The organism is Peristeroidobacter agariperforans, from assembly GCF_004138335.1.
Lineage (GTDB): Bacteria > Pseudomonadota > Gammaproteobacteria > Steroidobacterales > Steroidobacteraceae > Steroidobacter > Steroidobacter agariperforans.
Genome location: NZ_RYFW01000002.1, coordinates 150,746 through 165,000, shown reverse-complemented (window position 1 = coordinate 165,000; position 14,255 = coordinate 150,746). Strand labels below are relative to the sequence as shown.

Genomic DNA, 14,255 nt, shown 5'->3' with positions numbered 1-14,255 from the left:
GTAACTCATCGTCGAAGTTGGCTTCGCCAACGAACCGACGCGAGTCCCCACACAAATTATCTGTTTCAGTTTTTAAAGAGCGTCGCCTTCGAGAGGCGCTGCCGTTGCGCGGTGGCTAGGCAGAAGCGGAACTCTAAGCTGCTTCGTTCGTTTCGTCAACCCCTCGATTTTTTACTTCGAGGTGTCGGCGGCGACCCGAACCAGCTTCCTCGCAACCAGTTTTTCAACCGGCATCCGCTGCGAGGGGGCGCATCTTACTGTGTCGTTTCTGGCCGTCAACCCCCTCGAATTTTTTATTTTCGAGGTATCGACGACCCGTCGAATCAGCGTCTTCGCAGCCCGTTTTTCAACCGGCGCCCGTTGCGAAGGCGGCGCATCTTACTGTCTCGTTTCGGCCCGTCAAGCCCTTCGAATTTTTTATTTTCGAAGTGCTGGCGGCGGTTCGAAACAGCTTCTTCGCAGCCCGTTTTTCAACCGGCGCCCGCTGCGAAGGGGGCGCATCTTACTGTTTGGTTACAGGGCGTCAACACCCGGCGTAAAAAATTTTTGAGGTGCGTTTCGACGGCTGAAAACATGGTTATTTCTTCGCCACGCCGAAACCGTATTTCGTAGCCGTTGCGTGAATTTGCAAGAGCGTGGACGCCGGTCGAAAGAAAATTTTTTGGTTGCGAAAGTGCTCCTGGGCTGCTCCCAAGAGCACTCGATTCTGTTAAGGCGAGCGACTGCTACGCCGAAGCCCGCACGATCTCGATGTAGGCGAAGCCTCGCTTGCCGACCTGGAACAAGCGCGCCGGGCCCGGCTCGAGTGTGGTCTTGATGTCTTCGATCCGTTCGCCGTCGATGCGAACCGCGCCCTGCTGAATGAGGCGAGTCGCCGCCGAAGTGCTGTCGGCCAGCCCCGCTTGTTTGATGGCAGCAGCCACGCCGAGGTTCGCCGCCTCGATCGTGAGGGTCTTTTTCTCGATGTTTTCGGGAATCTCCCGACGCTGACTGCGTGAGGAAAAATTCTGCCTCGCCTGTTCCGCGGGCGCGGCGCCCGCGAAGCGCGTAGTGATTTCCATCGCGAGCTCGAATTTGATCTCCATCGGATTGCGGCCGTCGGCGATTTGCTGTCGCAGGCTGGCAAGCTCTGCATTGGGACGGAACGACAACAAATCGAAGTAGCGCCACATCAACTCGTCGGAAATCGACATGAGCTTGCCGAACATGCTGTCGGCCTGTTCGGTGACGCCAATATAATTGCCGAGCGACTTCGACATCTTGTTCACGCCGTCGAGACCTTCGAGCAGCGGCATGGTGAGCACGATCTGCGGCTCCTGTCCGAAGGCTTCCTGCAACTGACGGCCCATCAACAGATTGAACTTCTGATCGGTGCCGCCGAGTTCGACGTCGGCCTGGAGTGCAACCGAGTCGTAGCCCTGCACCAGCGGGTACAGGAACTCATGAATGGCGATGGGCTGGCCGCCCTTGTAGCGCTTGCTGAAGTCGTCGCGCTCCAGCATGCGGGCCACCGTACTCTTGGCTGCCAGCTGAATCATGCCCGCCGCGCCGAGCTGGCTCATCCAGCGTGAATTGAATTCCACCTTGGTTTTAACCGGATCCAGGATCTTGAAAATCTGGTCCTGGTAGGTCTTCGCGTTCGCCTGCACGTCTTCCGGCGTCAGCGGCGGCCGCGTCGCGTTGCGGCCGGAGGGATCGCCGATCAAACCGGTGAAATCTCCGATCAAGAAAATCACGTCGTGGCCGAAATCCTGAAAGCGGCGCATTTTGTTGATCAGCACCGTGTGCCCGAGGTGCAGATCGGGCGCGGTCGGATCGAAGCCGGCCTTGATCTTGAGTGGCTTGCCTCGCTTGAGCTTCGTGAGCAGCTCGGACTCCAGCAGCATTTCGCTGCTGCCACGTTTGAGCTCGGACAATTGTTCGTCGGCGGAAAGCATCGGATTTCCAGCGTGCCGCGAAGGGCACGGTAGTGATTGTGAGTTGGAATGCTCGGCGACTTTAGTCGCTTCGGCCAGCTTCGGTCACGCCCGTAAAGCGGTACGGAGCGATTGTTCAGCGCCAAAGTGATGATGAACAGGACCCAAAAGGCAGGTTCATCGATTGAATCGGTAGTTGACGCAGGCGCTTCGATTCTTCAAATTTGCGACTTGGTTCATTTACTTTAACTTATTTACGCACCGGCCATGCGCGAGTCCAGGCAAGCGGCACAACTCGGTTTTCGCAAGGGATTACAGGCTAATCCCAGCACCTCGGCCCCCATCGCGCGGACCGCTTTCGATTACAAGCCCCAGTCCCCTCGCGGCAGCAATCATGCGCGTTGGTTCGTCTCCGGCCTGGTGCTGCCGCTGATCGGCGGACTGATTGCGTATGGCGTGGCGACTCGCGACGGCTCGTTTTTTTCGCCGCGCGAGCCGGCGGTCAACCTGGACAACCTGCCGCCGCTCGAGATCGCAGATGTCGAGATCCCGACGTCGGCGATGCCCACTTCCATTCTTGGCGACACGGTCGAATACGTGGTCCGTCGCAACGACACGATGGATCGCATTTTCCGGCAGCTGAAACTGAACCTCACCGACCTGGCCGCGATTCGCGACATGCCGAGCGTGCAGGAGCAGCTCGATCAGCTGCGCGTCGGCGACATCATTACGCTGGTTCACGATGAAGGCCTGGTGCAGTCGCTGACCCGCCGCATCAGCGAGACCGCGATTCTCTCGGTGACGCGCGCCAACGAAGGCTTCAACGCCGAAGTGATCGAGACGCCGCTGGACATTCAGGAAGTGCAGTCCGAAGGCACGATCGACTCCTCGCTGTTCGTGGCGGCCCGCGCCGCCGGCATCAGCCCCGAGCTGATCCTGCAGATGGCCAACGACATCTTCGGCTGGGACATCGACTTCGCGCTCGATATCCAGCCCGGCGACAAGTTCAACCTGGTTTACGAGCAGAAGTATCGGGACGGCAAGTTCATCGGCAACGGCCGCATCCTGGCCGCCGATTTCATGAACAACGGCACTCTGCACCGCGCGGTGTGGTTCGAGTCCAAGGACGGCAAAGTCTCCGACTATTTCCGACCTGACGGCCGCAGCGTACGTCGCGCCTTCCTGCGCGCGCCGCTGGAATTCACACGCATCAGCTCGAACTTCAATCCCAAGCGCCGCCATCCCATCCTGAACACGATTCGCGCTCACAAGGGCGTGGACTACGCCGCCGCGACTGGAACCGTGATCAAAGCTGCAGGCGATGGCCGCGTGACATTCGTTGGCACCAAAGGTGGTTGGGGCCGCGTCGTGATCCTCGAGCACGGCGGCGGCGTCTCGACGCTCTACGGCCACATGTCCCGCTTCGCCAGCATTCGCGCCGGCCAGCGTGTCCGCCAGGGTTCGACGATTGGCTACGTCGGCAGCTCCGGCGCCGCGACCGGCCCGCATCTGCACTACGAATATCTGGTGAATGGCGTCCACAAGAACCCGCGCACGGTGCTGCTGCCGGAAGCCGGACCGATTCCGGAAGCATATCGCGCCGAGTTCCTGACGAAGTCCGGTCAGATGCTGGCCAAACTCGATCGCGCCGGCGCCGCCACCGTCACCACTGCCGCCCTCGCCCCGTAAGCTTCGCAACCGGATCGCGTCTTTTAGTGGCGCGATCTTGGACGACATGCGCATGTAACACATGCGCTACTGCGCCCGTAGTATTCTCGAAGACCCTGCTATGGGACTGCGGCAACGGCGGCTATGTTGGATGTGAATCTCAAGGCTCCCGAGCACTACATCAATCGGGAACTGTCTTTCCTCGATTTCAACCAGCGCGTGCTCGCGCAAGCTCACGATGAGCGCCTGCCGCTGCTGGAGCGGATTCGCTTCCTCGGCATTTCCTGCTCCAATCTCGATGAGTTCTTCGAGATCCGCGTCGCCAGCTTGAAGCAGCGTCAGGAGCTGGGCTCGCTGACCGGCGGCCCCGACGGCATGACCGTGCCGGAGCAACTCACCGCCATTCACGAGCGAGCCGCGGCGCTGGTGAAGGATCAGTACGAGTTGCTCCACGAGCTGGTGTTTCCCGACCTCGCGACTCAAGGCATCCAGTTCGTCAACGCCAAGACGCTGACGCCCGCGCAGCGCAAATGGGTCGGCGATTATTTCGCGAAGGAAGTCGAACCGGTGCTCACGCCGCTCGGGCTCGATCCCGCTCGCCCGTTCCCGCGCATTCAAAACAAGAGCCTGAACTTCATCGTGCGCTTGTCCGGCAAGGACGCGTTCGGCCGCGACGCCGAGCTTGCCGTCGTGCAAGTGCCGCGCTCGTTGCCTCGAATCATTCGCCTGCCGCCGAGCGCCGATGAGCCGGCCAAGACGACGTTCGTGTTCCTGTCAGCGGTGATCTCGACCTTCATCGCGCAGCTGTTCAGCGGCATGAAGGTGGAAGGCACGTGGCAATTTCGCGTCACGCGCAATAGCGATCTGTTTGTCGACGACGAGGAAGTGGACAACTTGCTGCGCGCCATCGAAGGCGAGCTCGCGCAACGACGCTATGGCGCGGCCGTGCGCCTGGAGACGTCGATCGACTGCCCGGAAGACATCACCAACTTCCTGCTGCGGCACTTCGCGCTCAAGCGCGACGATCTGTACCAGGTCAACGGCCCGGTGAATCTCAACCGGCTGATGGCGATCTACGATCTGGTCGACCGGCCGGACCTGAAATTTCCGCTGTTCACGCCTTGTATTCCCAAGCGCCTGGTCGCGAAGGAAGACATCTTCGCGGTCATGCGCGAAGGCGAAATTCTGCTGCACCACCCGTTCGAAGCGTTCGCGCCGGTGATCGATTTCCTGCGTCAGGCGGCGGCCGACCCGGATGTGCTCGCGATCAAGCAGACGCTGTATCGCACCGGCCCGCAATCGCCCGTGGTCGACGCGCTGGTCGATGCGGCCCGCGCCGGCAAGGAAGTGACCGTGATCATCGAGCTGATGGCGCGCTTCGACGAAGCGGCGAACATCCAGCTCGCGACACGACTTCAGGAAGCTGGCGCGCACGTCATGTATGGCGTCGTCGGTTACAAGACGCACGCGAAGCTGATCATGGTGGTCCGCCGCGAGCGCGGGAAACTGCGGCGCTACTGTCACTGCGGGACAGGCAACTATCACCCGAACACCGCGCGCGTCTACACCGACTACGGCCTCTTCACCTGCGATGAGGCGGTCGGCGAAGACCTGCACGAGCTGTTCTTGCAACTCACCAGCCCGACACGCGTCGCGACCATGCAGAAGATCCTGCAGTCGCCGTTCACGCTGCACGAGGGCCTGCTCGAAAAGACGCGCCGGGAAATCGCCTTTGCGCGCGAAGGCAAGCCGGCCCGCATCATCGCCAAGATGAATGCCCTCATCGAGCCGCAAATCATCCAGACGCTCTACTCCGCCGCGATGGCCGGCGTGAAGGTCGACCTGATCGTGCGCGGCATCTGCGCGCTGCGCCCCGGTCTGCCGGGCATTTCAGAGAACATCACGGTGCGTTCGGTGGTCGGGCGCTTCCTGGAGCACTCGCGCGTCTACTATTTCCACAACGACGGCAATCCCGAAATCTTCTGCGCCAGCGCCGACTGGATGGAGCGCAACTTCTTCCGTCGCATCGAAGTGTGCTTCCCAATCGAGCGCAAACAGCATCGCGATCGCATCGTCGAAGACTTGCAGACCTATCTGGCCGATAACGAGCAAGCGTGGGTGCTGCGGCCCGATGGCAAGTACGAGCGAGCCAACGCCAATGGCGCGCCACCAGTGAGCGCACAGCAGGTGCTGATCCAGCGGTACTCGAACTGCAACGACTAGGAGCTAAATCACGCGCAAGCGGTAGCCGGCCGCTTTCAGGTACTCGATCTCGTTGTCCAGATCGGCGGCGGTCAGCGGATGGGAATCGAGCCAGCCCTTCGGGAACGTGATCTCCATCGCTCGCGCGCGCGGCAACAGGTCGATCTTCGGCAGAACCTCAGCGCTGCGCCCACGGTGTAACAACACAGCGAGCCGCAGGATCAGGATCAAGAATTGCGCCTTGATGTGCCATGGCGGCGTCAGCTCCTGGAGCGCGTCGAGCGCCAACTTGCGCCGATGCGCACCGACGATGTACGCGAGGATCTTCTGTTCTTCCTGCGGAAAGCCCGGCAAGTCGGCATGTTCGAGCAGATACGCGCCATGCTTCTGGTAGTGCGAGTGCGAGACATCGAGGCCGATCTCGTGCAGTCGCGCTGCGCACGACAACGCCATTTCGGCGAAAGGATCGTCGAGCTCCCACGCGGCCTGCGTCTGACGCAAGAAGCCGAGCGCAGTGGCTTCGACGCGTGCCGCCTGCGCGAGGTCGACGTGATAGCGGCCTTGCATGGCGCGCACGCTGCGCAAACGCGCATCCTCATCGGTGAAGCGGCCCACCAGGTCGTAGAGCAAACCCTCGCGCAAAGCGCCGTCAGCGGCCTTCATCGTCTTGATATCGAGCACGCTGAGCACCTCGGCGAGGATGGCGAGGCCGCCGGGGAATACCGGTAAGCGCTCGTCCGCCAATCCGGGCAGACGCAATTTCGAGAGCTCTCCGGCGCGCAACAGCTGCTCGATCAACAGCTCGATCCCGGCCGGAGTAATGATTCCATCGCCACTGGAACGCGCGCGCAGAACGTCGCTGACGGCGCGAATCGTGCCGGATGAACCGACTGTGTGCTCCCACCCATAGTTCTTGAATGTCGTCTGCACCGGCTCCAGCTCGAGGCGCGCGGCGAGCCGAGCGCGCTTCATGCGCTTCTCGGTGATCACACCATCGTTGAAGATGCGCGAGCTCATGCTCACGCAGCCCATGTGCAGACTTTCGAGCTTCTTCGGATGCTGGCCTTCGCCGATGATGATTTCGGTGCTGCCGCCGCCGATGTCGGCCACCAGGCGGCGACCGGGCTCATTGGGCATGGTGTTGGCGACGCCGAGATAGATCAGGCGCGCCTCTTCGATGCCGGAGATCACTTCGATGGGATGACCGAGCGCCGAGCGAGCGCGATCCAGAAAGGCGCCTTTGCGCTTGGCCTTGCGAAGAGTGTTGGTGCCGACGACGCGCACGCTCTCGGCCTTCATGTCGCGCAAGCGCTGGCCGAAGCGCTCCAGACAGGCGAGCGCAACTTCGATGGCTTCGCGCTTCAGGCGGCCCTGCTCATCGAGCCCGGCGCCGAGCCGCACGCTTTCGCGCAGACGGTCCTGGATGACGAGCTGCCCGTGCGAATGACGGGCGACGACCATGTGAAAGCTGTTGGAACCGAGATCGACGGCCGCAATGACGTCGGGAATTTTGCGCGCCATCGCAAAGACTATCCGATCGCCCGATTGCAGTTGTTGGACACGGCCATTCGCTCAACGTCGCATTTTTGACAGCGGCAACTGTGCCACTGTCGGCGAGGTCGAGCAATCCGCGCGGCGTGCGGTTACGTGTTGAACGACGAGCCGCAGCCGCAGGTGGTCGTGGCATTCGGATTGCGAATGACGAACTGCGCGCCTTCGATGTCTTCCTTGTAGTCGATCTCGGCGCCGGCGAGATACTGGATGCTCATCGGATCGATCAGCAGCGTCACGCCGCCGTTCTCGACGCGCGTGTCGCCTTCTTCCAGGTTCTCGTCGAAAGTGAAGCCGTATTGGAAGCCCGAGCAGCCGCCGCCTTGCACGAACACGCGCAGCTTCAGATTGGGATTCGATTCTTCACGGATCAGCTCGCTGACCTTGGCGGCCGCGGCGTCGGTGAAGACCAGGCTGGGCGTGCCGGCATGCGGAGCAAAACTGGAAACGGCGGATTCGGTGTTCATGAGGCCACGTTGGGGACGGCAGCGTCTGAATCAAGTGTAGCCCAGGCGCTGCCTGGAACGGCAAAACGCTCCCAAACCATTGAGCTATAAGGTCATCAGCCTGCGGAATCTGCGGCTGTCTGGCCAGGAGCCGGCTTGATCTCTGGCTCGGCCTTGCCGCCTCGGCGCGGCTCGTGGATCAGCTTGCCGGTGATCTCCGCACCCATTTCCATCTCGATCAGGGCGTAATACACGTTGCCGGTGACCCGCGCGGTCGCGCCGAGCTCGACGCGCTCGTGCGCCAGGATGTCGCCCTTCACCGTGCCGTTGAGGATCACGTTGGGCACGGCCACCGAGCCTTCCACGACGCCACTGTCGCTGACACTGAGCGTCGCACCGGAGTCGGCGGGCGCATCGACGTTGCCTTTCACGTGACCGTCGACGTGGAAGCCGCCGGCGAACTGCACGTCGCCGATGATGCGGGTGCCGGCGCCGATCAGCGTGTCGATACGATGCGGTTTGGGTTTGCTACGGTTGAACATGCGCCGTCCAGGTCAGGGGCCAGCTCGCCTCGAGGCGGTTACGCTTCGGTCTGCACTTGCCAGGGATAGGATTCTCGCACAGGGTCCATGCGCGGCGAACGCACCTCGACCGTCACGGCCCGCGGCTCGAAGCCGTCCGGCAGCACGATGTCCTGCTCGAGATTCTGAAAATAGCGGAATTGAAAGGGCAGCTGCCCATCGGCCCGCTGGGTTTTCGCGGCCTCCGAAAGCTGCAGCTGGACCGGTCGATTCTCGCGCACGCCTTCGAGCTGCACGACTACCGATCCGGAAACCACGCTTTCCTGGCGCATCGACTGCACCAGCACCAGCCGCAGCCGGTATTGGTGGTCGCCCGCGCCGGGCAGCACCTGGAACCGTTGAATGCGCAAACCGCCGATGCCGTCTTCTGGCGACACGATGCCGCGATAGAACGTCAGCTGCTCACGATGCTTGAGGACCTGCGCCTGTAGGTCCGCGAGATTCTTTTCAACGTCGGCGTAGGCTTTGTTTTCGACCTTGCGATCCAGCTCGGCGGCCGCGACCGCGGCGCGCAGCCGTTCATTCTCGTCCTGCAGCGACTCGATCTTGGCGTTCAGCTCGCGACGCTGCTGGATCTCGGCGAACTTGCTGTAGCCGCCCTCGAAGCGGCCCCACTCGTACATCAGGTACAGCGCGATCAGCACGCCCAGTGTCCCCACGATGAGCACGGCGCGCCGCCGCCAGGAAGGCATCTGGCGAATGACGAAGGCGCCGGTGCGTTGGGGAGCGAATTCAGGCATTTCTGAACGACTGTGAGGTGAAAGGACGCGGCTGCATCGAAAATAAGTAGTACGAATTTGACGAAAGCTGGTGAAATTAGAGCACAGCCGCCGCGCCTCGTTTTGAGAAGCGCCGCAAAGAATCCCGTCCCGGCGCCGGACTCGCCCCCACATCGGCGGCCGCCGTGCGCGACCGCATGCGGCGATTACCCAAAGCGGCTACAGGCGAAAGCCGCGGCAGTCCCGAAGGTCACGGAAAAGGTCATTCATGCTCTGGCTCAAGGCGTTGCACATTATTTTCGTAATCACCTGGTTCGCGGGCTTGTTCTATCTGCCGCGCCTGTTCGTGTATCACGCGGCGCTTGGAGTCAGCGATCCGGCAGGCGCCGAGCGCTTCAAGATCATGGAACGGCGGCTTTTCACCATGATGACGGTGGGCGGCGTGCTCGCGGTCCTGTTCGGCGGCGCGACGCTGGGCCAGGTGCCGGGCTTCATGCAGACGGGCTGGATGCACGCCAAGCTGACGCTGGTGGCCGGGCTCATCGCGTATCACGTCTGGTGCTACCGGCTGCTGGTCGCCTTCCGCAACGACCGCAACCAGCGCTCGGAGCGCTGGTATCGAGGCTTCAACGAAGTGCCGACCCTGTTCCTGTTCGGCATCGTGATCCTAGTGGTCGTTAAGCCGTTCTAACCGATGGCCTTGTCGCGCGCGGCCTTTTGCTGCCGCTGCGCCAGGTTGCGTAAATATTTTTCTTCCTGGGACCACTCCGGCAGCGCCGGCGGGTCCTGTGGGAAGGCGGTGCGCGCCAACTCGTCCAGGGCGCGCGCATAGACGGCGCGCTTGAAGTAGATGACCTCGCGAACCGGGGTCCAGTAATCGACCCATCGCCAGCTGTCGAACTCGGGCTCGCCGTTGGACACCAGGTCGAAGCGATCCTCGCTGCCCGCGAAGCTGAGCAGGAACCAACGCTGTTTCTGCCCGATACAGGGCGGATGGCTGTTCTTGCGGACGTATTGTTTGGGCAGGCGGTAACGCAGCCAGTTGCGGGTGCCCGCGATCAGCTTCACGTCCTGGGGATCCAGCCCCACCTCCTCCTTGAGCTCGCGGTACAAGGCTTCCTCGGGGGTTTCCCGCTGCTGTACGCCGCCTTGGGGGAATTGCCAGCCGCGGCCGCCGGTCCGGCCGCCAAGGAAGACCTGGCGGTCCTCGCGGATCAAGACGATTCCGACATTGGCGCGAAAGCCGTCTGCATCGATGAAATCGGTCATGGAACTGGAAAAAAATCGGATTGATCCGATTCTTTCATCAGTCGCGCGCGAACGCCACCACATGGTCGGGCTCGATGCGGATGCCGATTTGTTCGCCGACTGCGTGATCGTGGTGGCTCGGCACGAGCGACAGCAGTTGCACGCCGCTCGCCAGCTTCAATGTGTACAAGAACTCCGCTCCACGGAACGCGCGCTGACACACTTCCGCGCGTAGCGTGCTGGCGTCGTCGTGAATGACGTCGTCAGGCCGTAACAGCAGATCGACGTGACGCCCCGTCTGCCACTGTCCGTTGCCGTTGGCGCGCACCACGCCCAGCTCAGTGCGCACCGAGCCCGCTGCGACGATCTCGCCGGGAATGAACACGCCCTGGCCGATGAAGTCCGCGACGAAGCGCGTCTCCGGTCGATGATAAAGCTGATACGGCGTATCCCACTGCTCCAGCTTGCCGTCCCTCATCACCCCCACGACGTCGGCGACTGCGAACGCTTCCTGCTGGTCGTGCGTGACCAGCAACGCAGTCGTGTTGAGCGTCTTCAACACCGAGCGGACTTCGACGCTCAGGCGCTCGCGCAGTTCGACATCCAGACTCGAGAACGGCTCATCGAGCAATACGATCTCAGGCTCTGGCGCCAATGCTCTCGCCAAGGCGACTCGCTGCTGCTGACCGCCGGATAATTGATGCGGGTAATGACCGCGGTGCTCCGCCAGGCCCACCGTTTCCAATATTTCTTCCGCGCGTCGCTTGCGCTTGCTTCGATCCAGGCGGTGCAGGCCGAACGCCACGTTGTCGAGCACGGTGAGATGCGGAAACAACGCGTAGTCCTGGAACACCATGCCGATCTGCCGGCTCTCCGGCGGCGAATGAAAACTCTCGGACGCAAGCACGCGGCCGTGCGCGCGAATCACGCCGACATCGACAGGCTCGAAACCCGCGATACAACGCAACGCCGTCGTCTTGCCGCAGCCGCTTGGGCCCAGCAGACAACCGATCGAGCCTTTTGCCAGGCGCATCGACAAGCCGTTCACGGCCGAGCGCTCGCCGAAACGCCGCACAACGTTTTCAAGCTCAAGCCACATGCGCACCTCTGCGCGTCAGCATGGCGGCGGGAATGAGTCCGACCAGCACGATGGCAACCGCAGGCAAGGCTGCGCGCTCCCACTCACCTTCGGACGTCATCTCCCACACACGCACTGCCAGCGTGTCCCAGCCCGGCGGACGCGTGATCAACGTGATCGGCATTTCCTTCATCACGTCGACGAACACCAGGGTCGCCGCCGTCGCGAGGCTGGTTCGCAGCAGCGGCACGTGAACTTTACGAATCAGATCGGTGCCGACGACTCCAAGACTGGCGGCGGCTTCATCGATACTGCGTGTCACACGCTGCAAGCCGCTCTCGACTGGATTGAATCCAACCGTAAGAAAGCGCGCGAGATAAGCGATGAGCACCGCGAGCAACGTGCCTTGGAGCAGCAGCACCGGCGCCGACTCACCCATCCATGCGCGCAACCAATCCTGCAGCTGATTGTTCAACAGGACCAACGGCACAGCGATGCCAACGGCCAGCACCGTTCCGGGAATCGCGTAACCCAACATCGCAAGTCGCACTAGCACGCGCATCGACCTCGTCGAGCGACGCCGCTCGATGTAAGCAAGCGCGAGACTGGCGAACACAATGACAACAGCTGCGCTGCCTGCGAGCACCAGACTGCGTGCGATGAAGCCCCAGTAGCGGCTGTCGATGTCACCCACATTTTCGGCAGACCAGATCAAGAGCTGTAACAGAGGCAACACGAACGAGAGCGCCAACACCAAGGCAGCGCCGACAAATGCGCCCCATCGTGCCATCGGACCAAGATTCAACCGTGCAGCTTCGCGCGTCATGTCTCGGCTGCTGGCAAAACGAGCCCCCGCTCGCGAGCTGCGTTCCAGCGCGAACGCTGCGATCACAAACAACAACAGCACACCCGCGAGTTCGAGCGCCGCGCTCACCGAGAACATCCCGAACCATGCACGATAGATCGCGGTCGTGAACGTGTTGTAGTTGAACACCGAGACCGCGCCGAAGTCGGCCAGCGCTTCCATGCAGACCAACGCGACGCCGGCGGCGATCCAAGGACGCGCCATCGGCAGAGCGACCTTCCACGTCGCCGCCGCGCGCCCCAGCCCTAACATCTGCGCAGCTTCGAGCGCACGCCGGCCTTGAGTGAGAAACGCCGTTCTCGCGAGCAAATAAACGTATGGATACAGCGCAAGCGACAGCACGAAGATGACGCCACCGGTCGAGCGAATCCTCGGCACCCACGCGGAGCTGCCGGTCGCCTCGCGCAACCAGCTCTGCAGCGGTCCCGCGAAATCCAGAAAGCCCACGGCCACAAACGCGAGCACATAGGTGGGAATGGCCAGCGGCAGCAACAGCGCCCAATCGAAAAAGCGCCGACCGGGAAACTCACAGATCGACGTGAGCCACGCCAGCACTGTGCCGACGATGCCACTCAACAGCGCGACCCCGACCACCAGTTTGATCGTGTTGATCGTGACTTCGGGCAGCACATAGCGAGACAAGTGCGCCCAGACGTCGGCTTCAGGCGAGAGCGTGGCGTGCGCGATGACCAACAGAGGCACGAGCGCGGGCAGGCACAGCACGACCGCGAGCACCACACTCAGCGGATCGCGCCACGCGCCCCGCACTTCGGGCTGCATCATTTAAAACTCGAGATCGGGCATCCTGCCACGACCTTCGTGCGAGCTTGCAAAAAGGCGCGACTTTTTGCTGCTCGCCGCCGCCTGAGGCGGCGGGGTACGTCCCTGCACCCGGGTGGCATTCGAATGTTCATATTTGCAACTCGTCAGCGATAGCCGGCCCGATCCATCAGCTTCACCGCCGTGGCCTGCAGCTCGCCGGCCTGCGCCACGTTCATCGGGCTGCGCTTGAAGTCGCCCCACGCCTTGACGATCGGATCGGGCTCGATGCTGGGGCTGGCGGGATATTCCAGATTCAAACCGGCAAACATCGACTGCGCCTCGGGTTGCGACAGCCATTCCAGAAATTTCTTCGCCTGCTCGCCGCGCGGCGCGTGCGCCGTGACGCCGGCGCCGGAAATATTGATGTGCACGCCCTGCCCTGCCTGATCGGCCCAGAACAATTTGACCGGCAGATCGGGCTGATCGCGCAACAGCCGGCCGAAGTAATAGGTATTCACCAGTCCGACGTCGCATTGGCCGGCGGCGATGGCTTCCATCAGCAGCGTGTCGTTCGAGAAAGGCTCGGTGGCGAGGTTCGCGACCCAGCCGCGTACGATCTCTTCGGTTTTCGGCTCGCCATATTCGGCGATGAGCATGGCGACCAGCGATTGGTTGTAGACCTTCTTCGAAGTGCGCAGGCAGAGCTTGCCTTTCCAACGCTCGCTGCCGAGCGAGGCGTAGTCGCTCAACTCTTCGGGCTTCACGCGCTCGGTGCTGTAAACGATGGTGCGCGCGCGAATCGAGAAGCCAAACCAGCGGCCCTGCGGATCGCGCAGGCTTTCGGGAATGTTGGCGTTCAGCACTTCCGAATTCACGGGCTGCATCAGCCCGAGATCGGCGGCGTGCCACAACTCGCCGGCGTCGACTGTCATCAGGATGTCGGCCTGGGAGTTCGCGCCCTCGGCATTCAAGCGCTCGATCAAGGGACCCGCGTCGTCGGTGACGAAGCGGATTTTCTGGCCGCTCTCGGCCGCGTAGCGATCGAAGATGGGCTTGATCAGCTGCTCGTTCCGGGCCGAGTACACGACCAGCTCGGAGGGTTGCTTGGCGCAGCCGGCGAGACCCACTGCGAGCACCAGCGCGCCGACCAACGGCGCAAACACACCGAACCTTACTGACATGACCCGCGGAACCTCGGCTGAATCAATGCGAATGAATC

At 62.2% G+C, this 14,255-nt stretch carries 12 protein-coding genes; 3 read left to right on the top strand and 9 right to left on the bottom strand.

Annotation, left to right across the window (positions count from 1 at the left end; translation table 11 throughout):
* Nucleotides 1–725: 725 nt before the first annotated feature.
* Complete coding sequence (tyrS, locus tag EK373_RS14615; protein ID WP_129644125.1) at nt 726–1,937, bottom strand: tyrosine--tRNA ligase; 1,212 nt, start codon at nt 1,935–1,937, stop codon at nt 726–728.
* A gap of 246 nt (nt 1,938–2,183) precedes the next feature.
* Between tyrS and EK373_RS14610 the strand changes: the two genes are divergently transcribed.
* Together EK373_RS14610 and ppk1 are read left to right on the top strand one after the other, a co-directional pair.
* A complete protein-coding gene (locus tag EK373_RS14610) occupies nt 2,184–3,605 on the top strand; it encodes a M23 family metallopeptidase (RefSeq protein WP_129644122.1) in 1,422 nt (473 codons plus the stop codon).
* A gap of 123 nt (nt 3,606–3,728) precedes the next feature.
* Nucleotides 3,729–5,807, top strand: a complete 2,079-nt coding sequence (gene ppk1 / locus EK373_RS14605; protein ID WP_129644119.1) for a polyphosphate kinase 1 — start codon at nt 3,729–3,731, stop codon at nt 5,805–5,807.
* Nucleotides 5,808–5,810: 3 nt separating this feature from the next.
* Here ppk1 and ppx read toward each other — a convergent pair whose 3' ends face one another.
* The 4 genes from ppx to EK373_RS14585 form a co-directional block, all read right to left on the bottom strand.
* Entirely contained in the window at nt 5,811–7,307 is a 1,497-nt protein-coding gene (gene ppx / locus EK373_RS14600) for an exopolyphosphatase (RefSeq protein WP_129644116.1), read from the bottom strand.
* 122 nt (nt 7,308–7,429) lie between these two features.
* Entirely contained in the window at nt 7,430–7,804 is a 375-nt protein-coding gene (gene erpA / locus EK373_RS14595) for an iron-sulfur cluster insertion protein ErpA (protein WP_129644113.1), read from the bottom strand.
* A gap of 95 nt (nt 7,805–7,899) precedes the next feature.
* Nucleotides 7,900–8,325: a bactofilin family protein gene (locus EK373_RS14590; protein WP_129644110.1), complete on the bottom strand. Its 426-nt coding sequence runs from the start codon at nt 8,323–8,325 to the stop codon at nt 7,900–7,902.
* Between the two features lie 38 nt (nt 8,326–8,363).
* The gene (locus EK373_RS14585; RefSeq protein ID WP_129644107.1) at nt 8,364–9,104 is read right to left on the bottom strand and encodes a DUF6776 family protein; all 741 of its coding nucleotides are present in this window, start codon (nt 9,102–9,104) and stop codon (nt 8,364–8,366) included.
* A 247-nt stretch (nt 9,105–9,351) separates the two neighbouring features.
* Here EK373_RS14585 and EK373_RS14580 point away from each other — a divergent pair, with 247 nt between their 5' ends.
* Nucleotides 9,352–9,774 carry a CopD family protein gene (locus tag EK373_RS14580; RefSeq protein ID WP_129644105.1) on the top strand — a complete coding sequence of 141 codons (423 nt, stop codon included), beginning with the start codon at nt 9,352–9,354 and terminating at the stop codon, nt 9,772–9,774.
* On the opposite strand, the gene EK373_RS14575 is transcribed toward EK373_RS14580, so the two are convergent.
* The 4 genes from EK373_RS14575 to EK373_RS14560 all read right to left on the bottom strand — a co-directional run bounded on the left by EK373_RS14575 (nt 9,771) and on the right by EK373_RS14560 (nt 14,217).
* Nucleotides 9,771–10,352, bottom strand: coding sequence for an RNA pyrophosphohydrolase (locus EK373_RS14575; RefSeq protein ID WP_129644102.1), 582 nt, complete (start codon nt 10,350–10,352; stop codon nt 9,771–9,773). The genes EK373_RS14580 and EK373_RS14575 overlap by 4 nt on opposite strands.
* Nucleotides 10,353–10,389: 37 nt before the next feature.
* A complete protein-coding gene (locus tag EK373_RS14570) occupies nt 10,390–11,430 on the bottom strand; it encodes an ABC transporter ATP-binding protein (protein WP_129644099.1) in 1,041 nt (346 codons plus the stop codon).
* Nucleotides 11,420–13,057, bottom strand: coding sequence for an ABC transporter permease (locus tag EK373_RS14565; RefSeq protein WP_198683350.1), 1,638 nt, complete (start codon nt 13,055–13,057; stop codon nt 11,420–11,422). The genes EK373_RS14570 and EK373_RS14565 overlap by 11 nt, the downstream gene beginning before the upstream one ends.
* A 143-nt stretch (nt 13,058–13,200) precedes the next feature.
* Entirely contained in the window at nt 13,201–14,217 is a 1,017-nt protein-coding gene (locus tag EK373_RS14560) for a Fe(3+) ABC transporter substrate-binding protein (RefSeq protein ID WP_129644096.1), read from the bottom strand.
* Between the last annotated feature and the right edge of the window lie 38 nt (nt 14,218–14,255).

Excerpts from the sequence above, each read along its gene's own strand:
- EK373_RS14575 (WP_129644102.1), bottom strand. The coding sequence starts at position 10,352 with ATGACCGATTTCATCGATGCAGACGGCTTTCGCGCCAATGTCGGAATC.
- EK373_RS14580 (WP_129644105.1), top strand. The coding sequence starts at position 9,352 with ATGCTCTGGCTCAAGGCGTTGCACATTATTTTCGTAATCACCTGGTTC.
- EK373_RS14585 (WP_129644107.1), bottom strand. The coding sequence starts at position 9,104 with ATGCCTGAATTCGCTCCCCAACGCACCGGCGCCTTCGTCATTCGCCAG.
- EK373_RS14570 (WP_129644099.1), bottom strand. The coding sequence starts at position 11,430 with ATGTGGCTTGAGCTTGAAAACGTTGTGCGGCGTTTCGGCGAGCGCTCG.
- EK373_RS14590 (WP_129644110.1), bottom strand. The coding sequence starts at position 8,325 with ATGTTCAACCGTAGCAAACCCAAACCGCATCGTATCGACACGCTGATC.
- tyrS (WP_129644125.1), bottom strand. The coding sequence starts at position 1,937 with ATGCTTTCCGCCGACGAACAATTGTCCGAGCTCAAACGTGGCAGCAGC.
- EK373_RS14610 (WP_129644122.1), top strand. The coding sequence starts at position 2,184 with ATGCGCGAGTCCAGGCAAGCGGCACAACTCGGTTTTCGCAAGGGATTA.
- ppk1 (WP_129644119.1), top strand. The coding sequence starts at position 3,729 with ATGTTGGATGTGAATCTCAAGGCTCCCGAGCACTACATCAATCGGGAA.
- erpA (WP_129644113.1), bottom strand. The coding sequence starts at position 7,804 with ATGAACACCGAATCCGCCGTTTCCAGTTTTGCTCCGCATGCCGGCACG.
- EK373_RS14560 (WP_129644096.1), bottom strand. The coding sequence starts at position 14,217 with ATGTCAGTAAGGTTCGGTGTGTTTGCGCCGTTGGTCGGCGCGCTGGTG.
- ppx (WP_129644116.1), bottom strand. The coding sequence starts at position 7,307 with ATGGCGCGCAAAATTCCCGACGTCATTGCGGCCGTCGATCTCGGTTCC.
- EK373_RS14565 (WP_198683350.1), bottom strand. The coding sequence starts at position 13,057 with ATGATGCAGCCCGAAGTGCGGGGCGCGTGGCGCGATCCGCTGAGTGTG.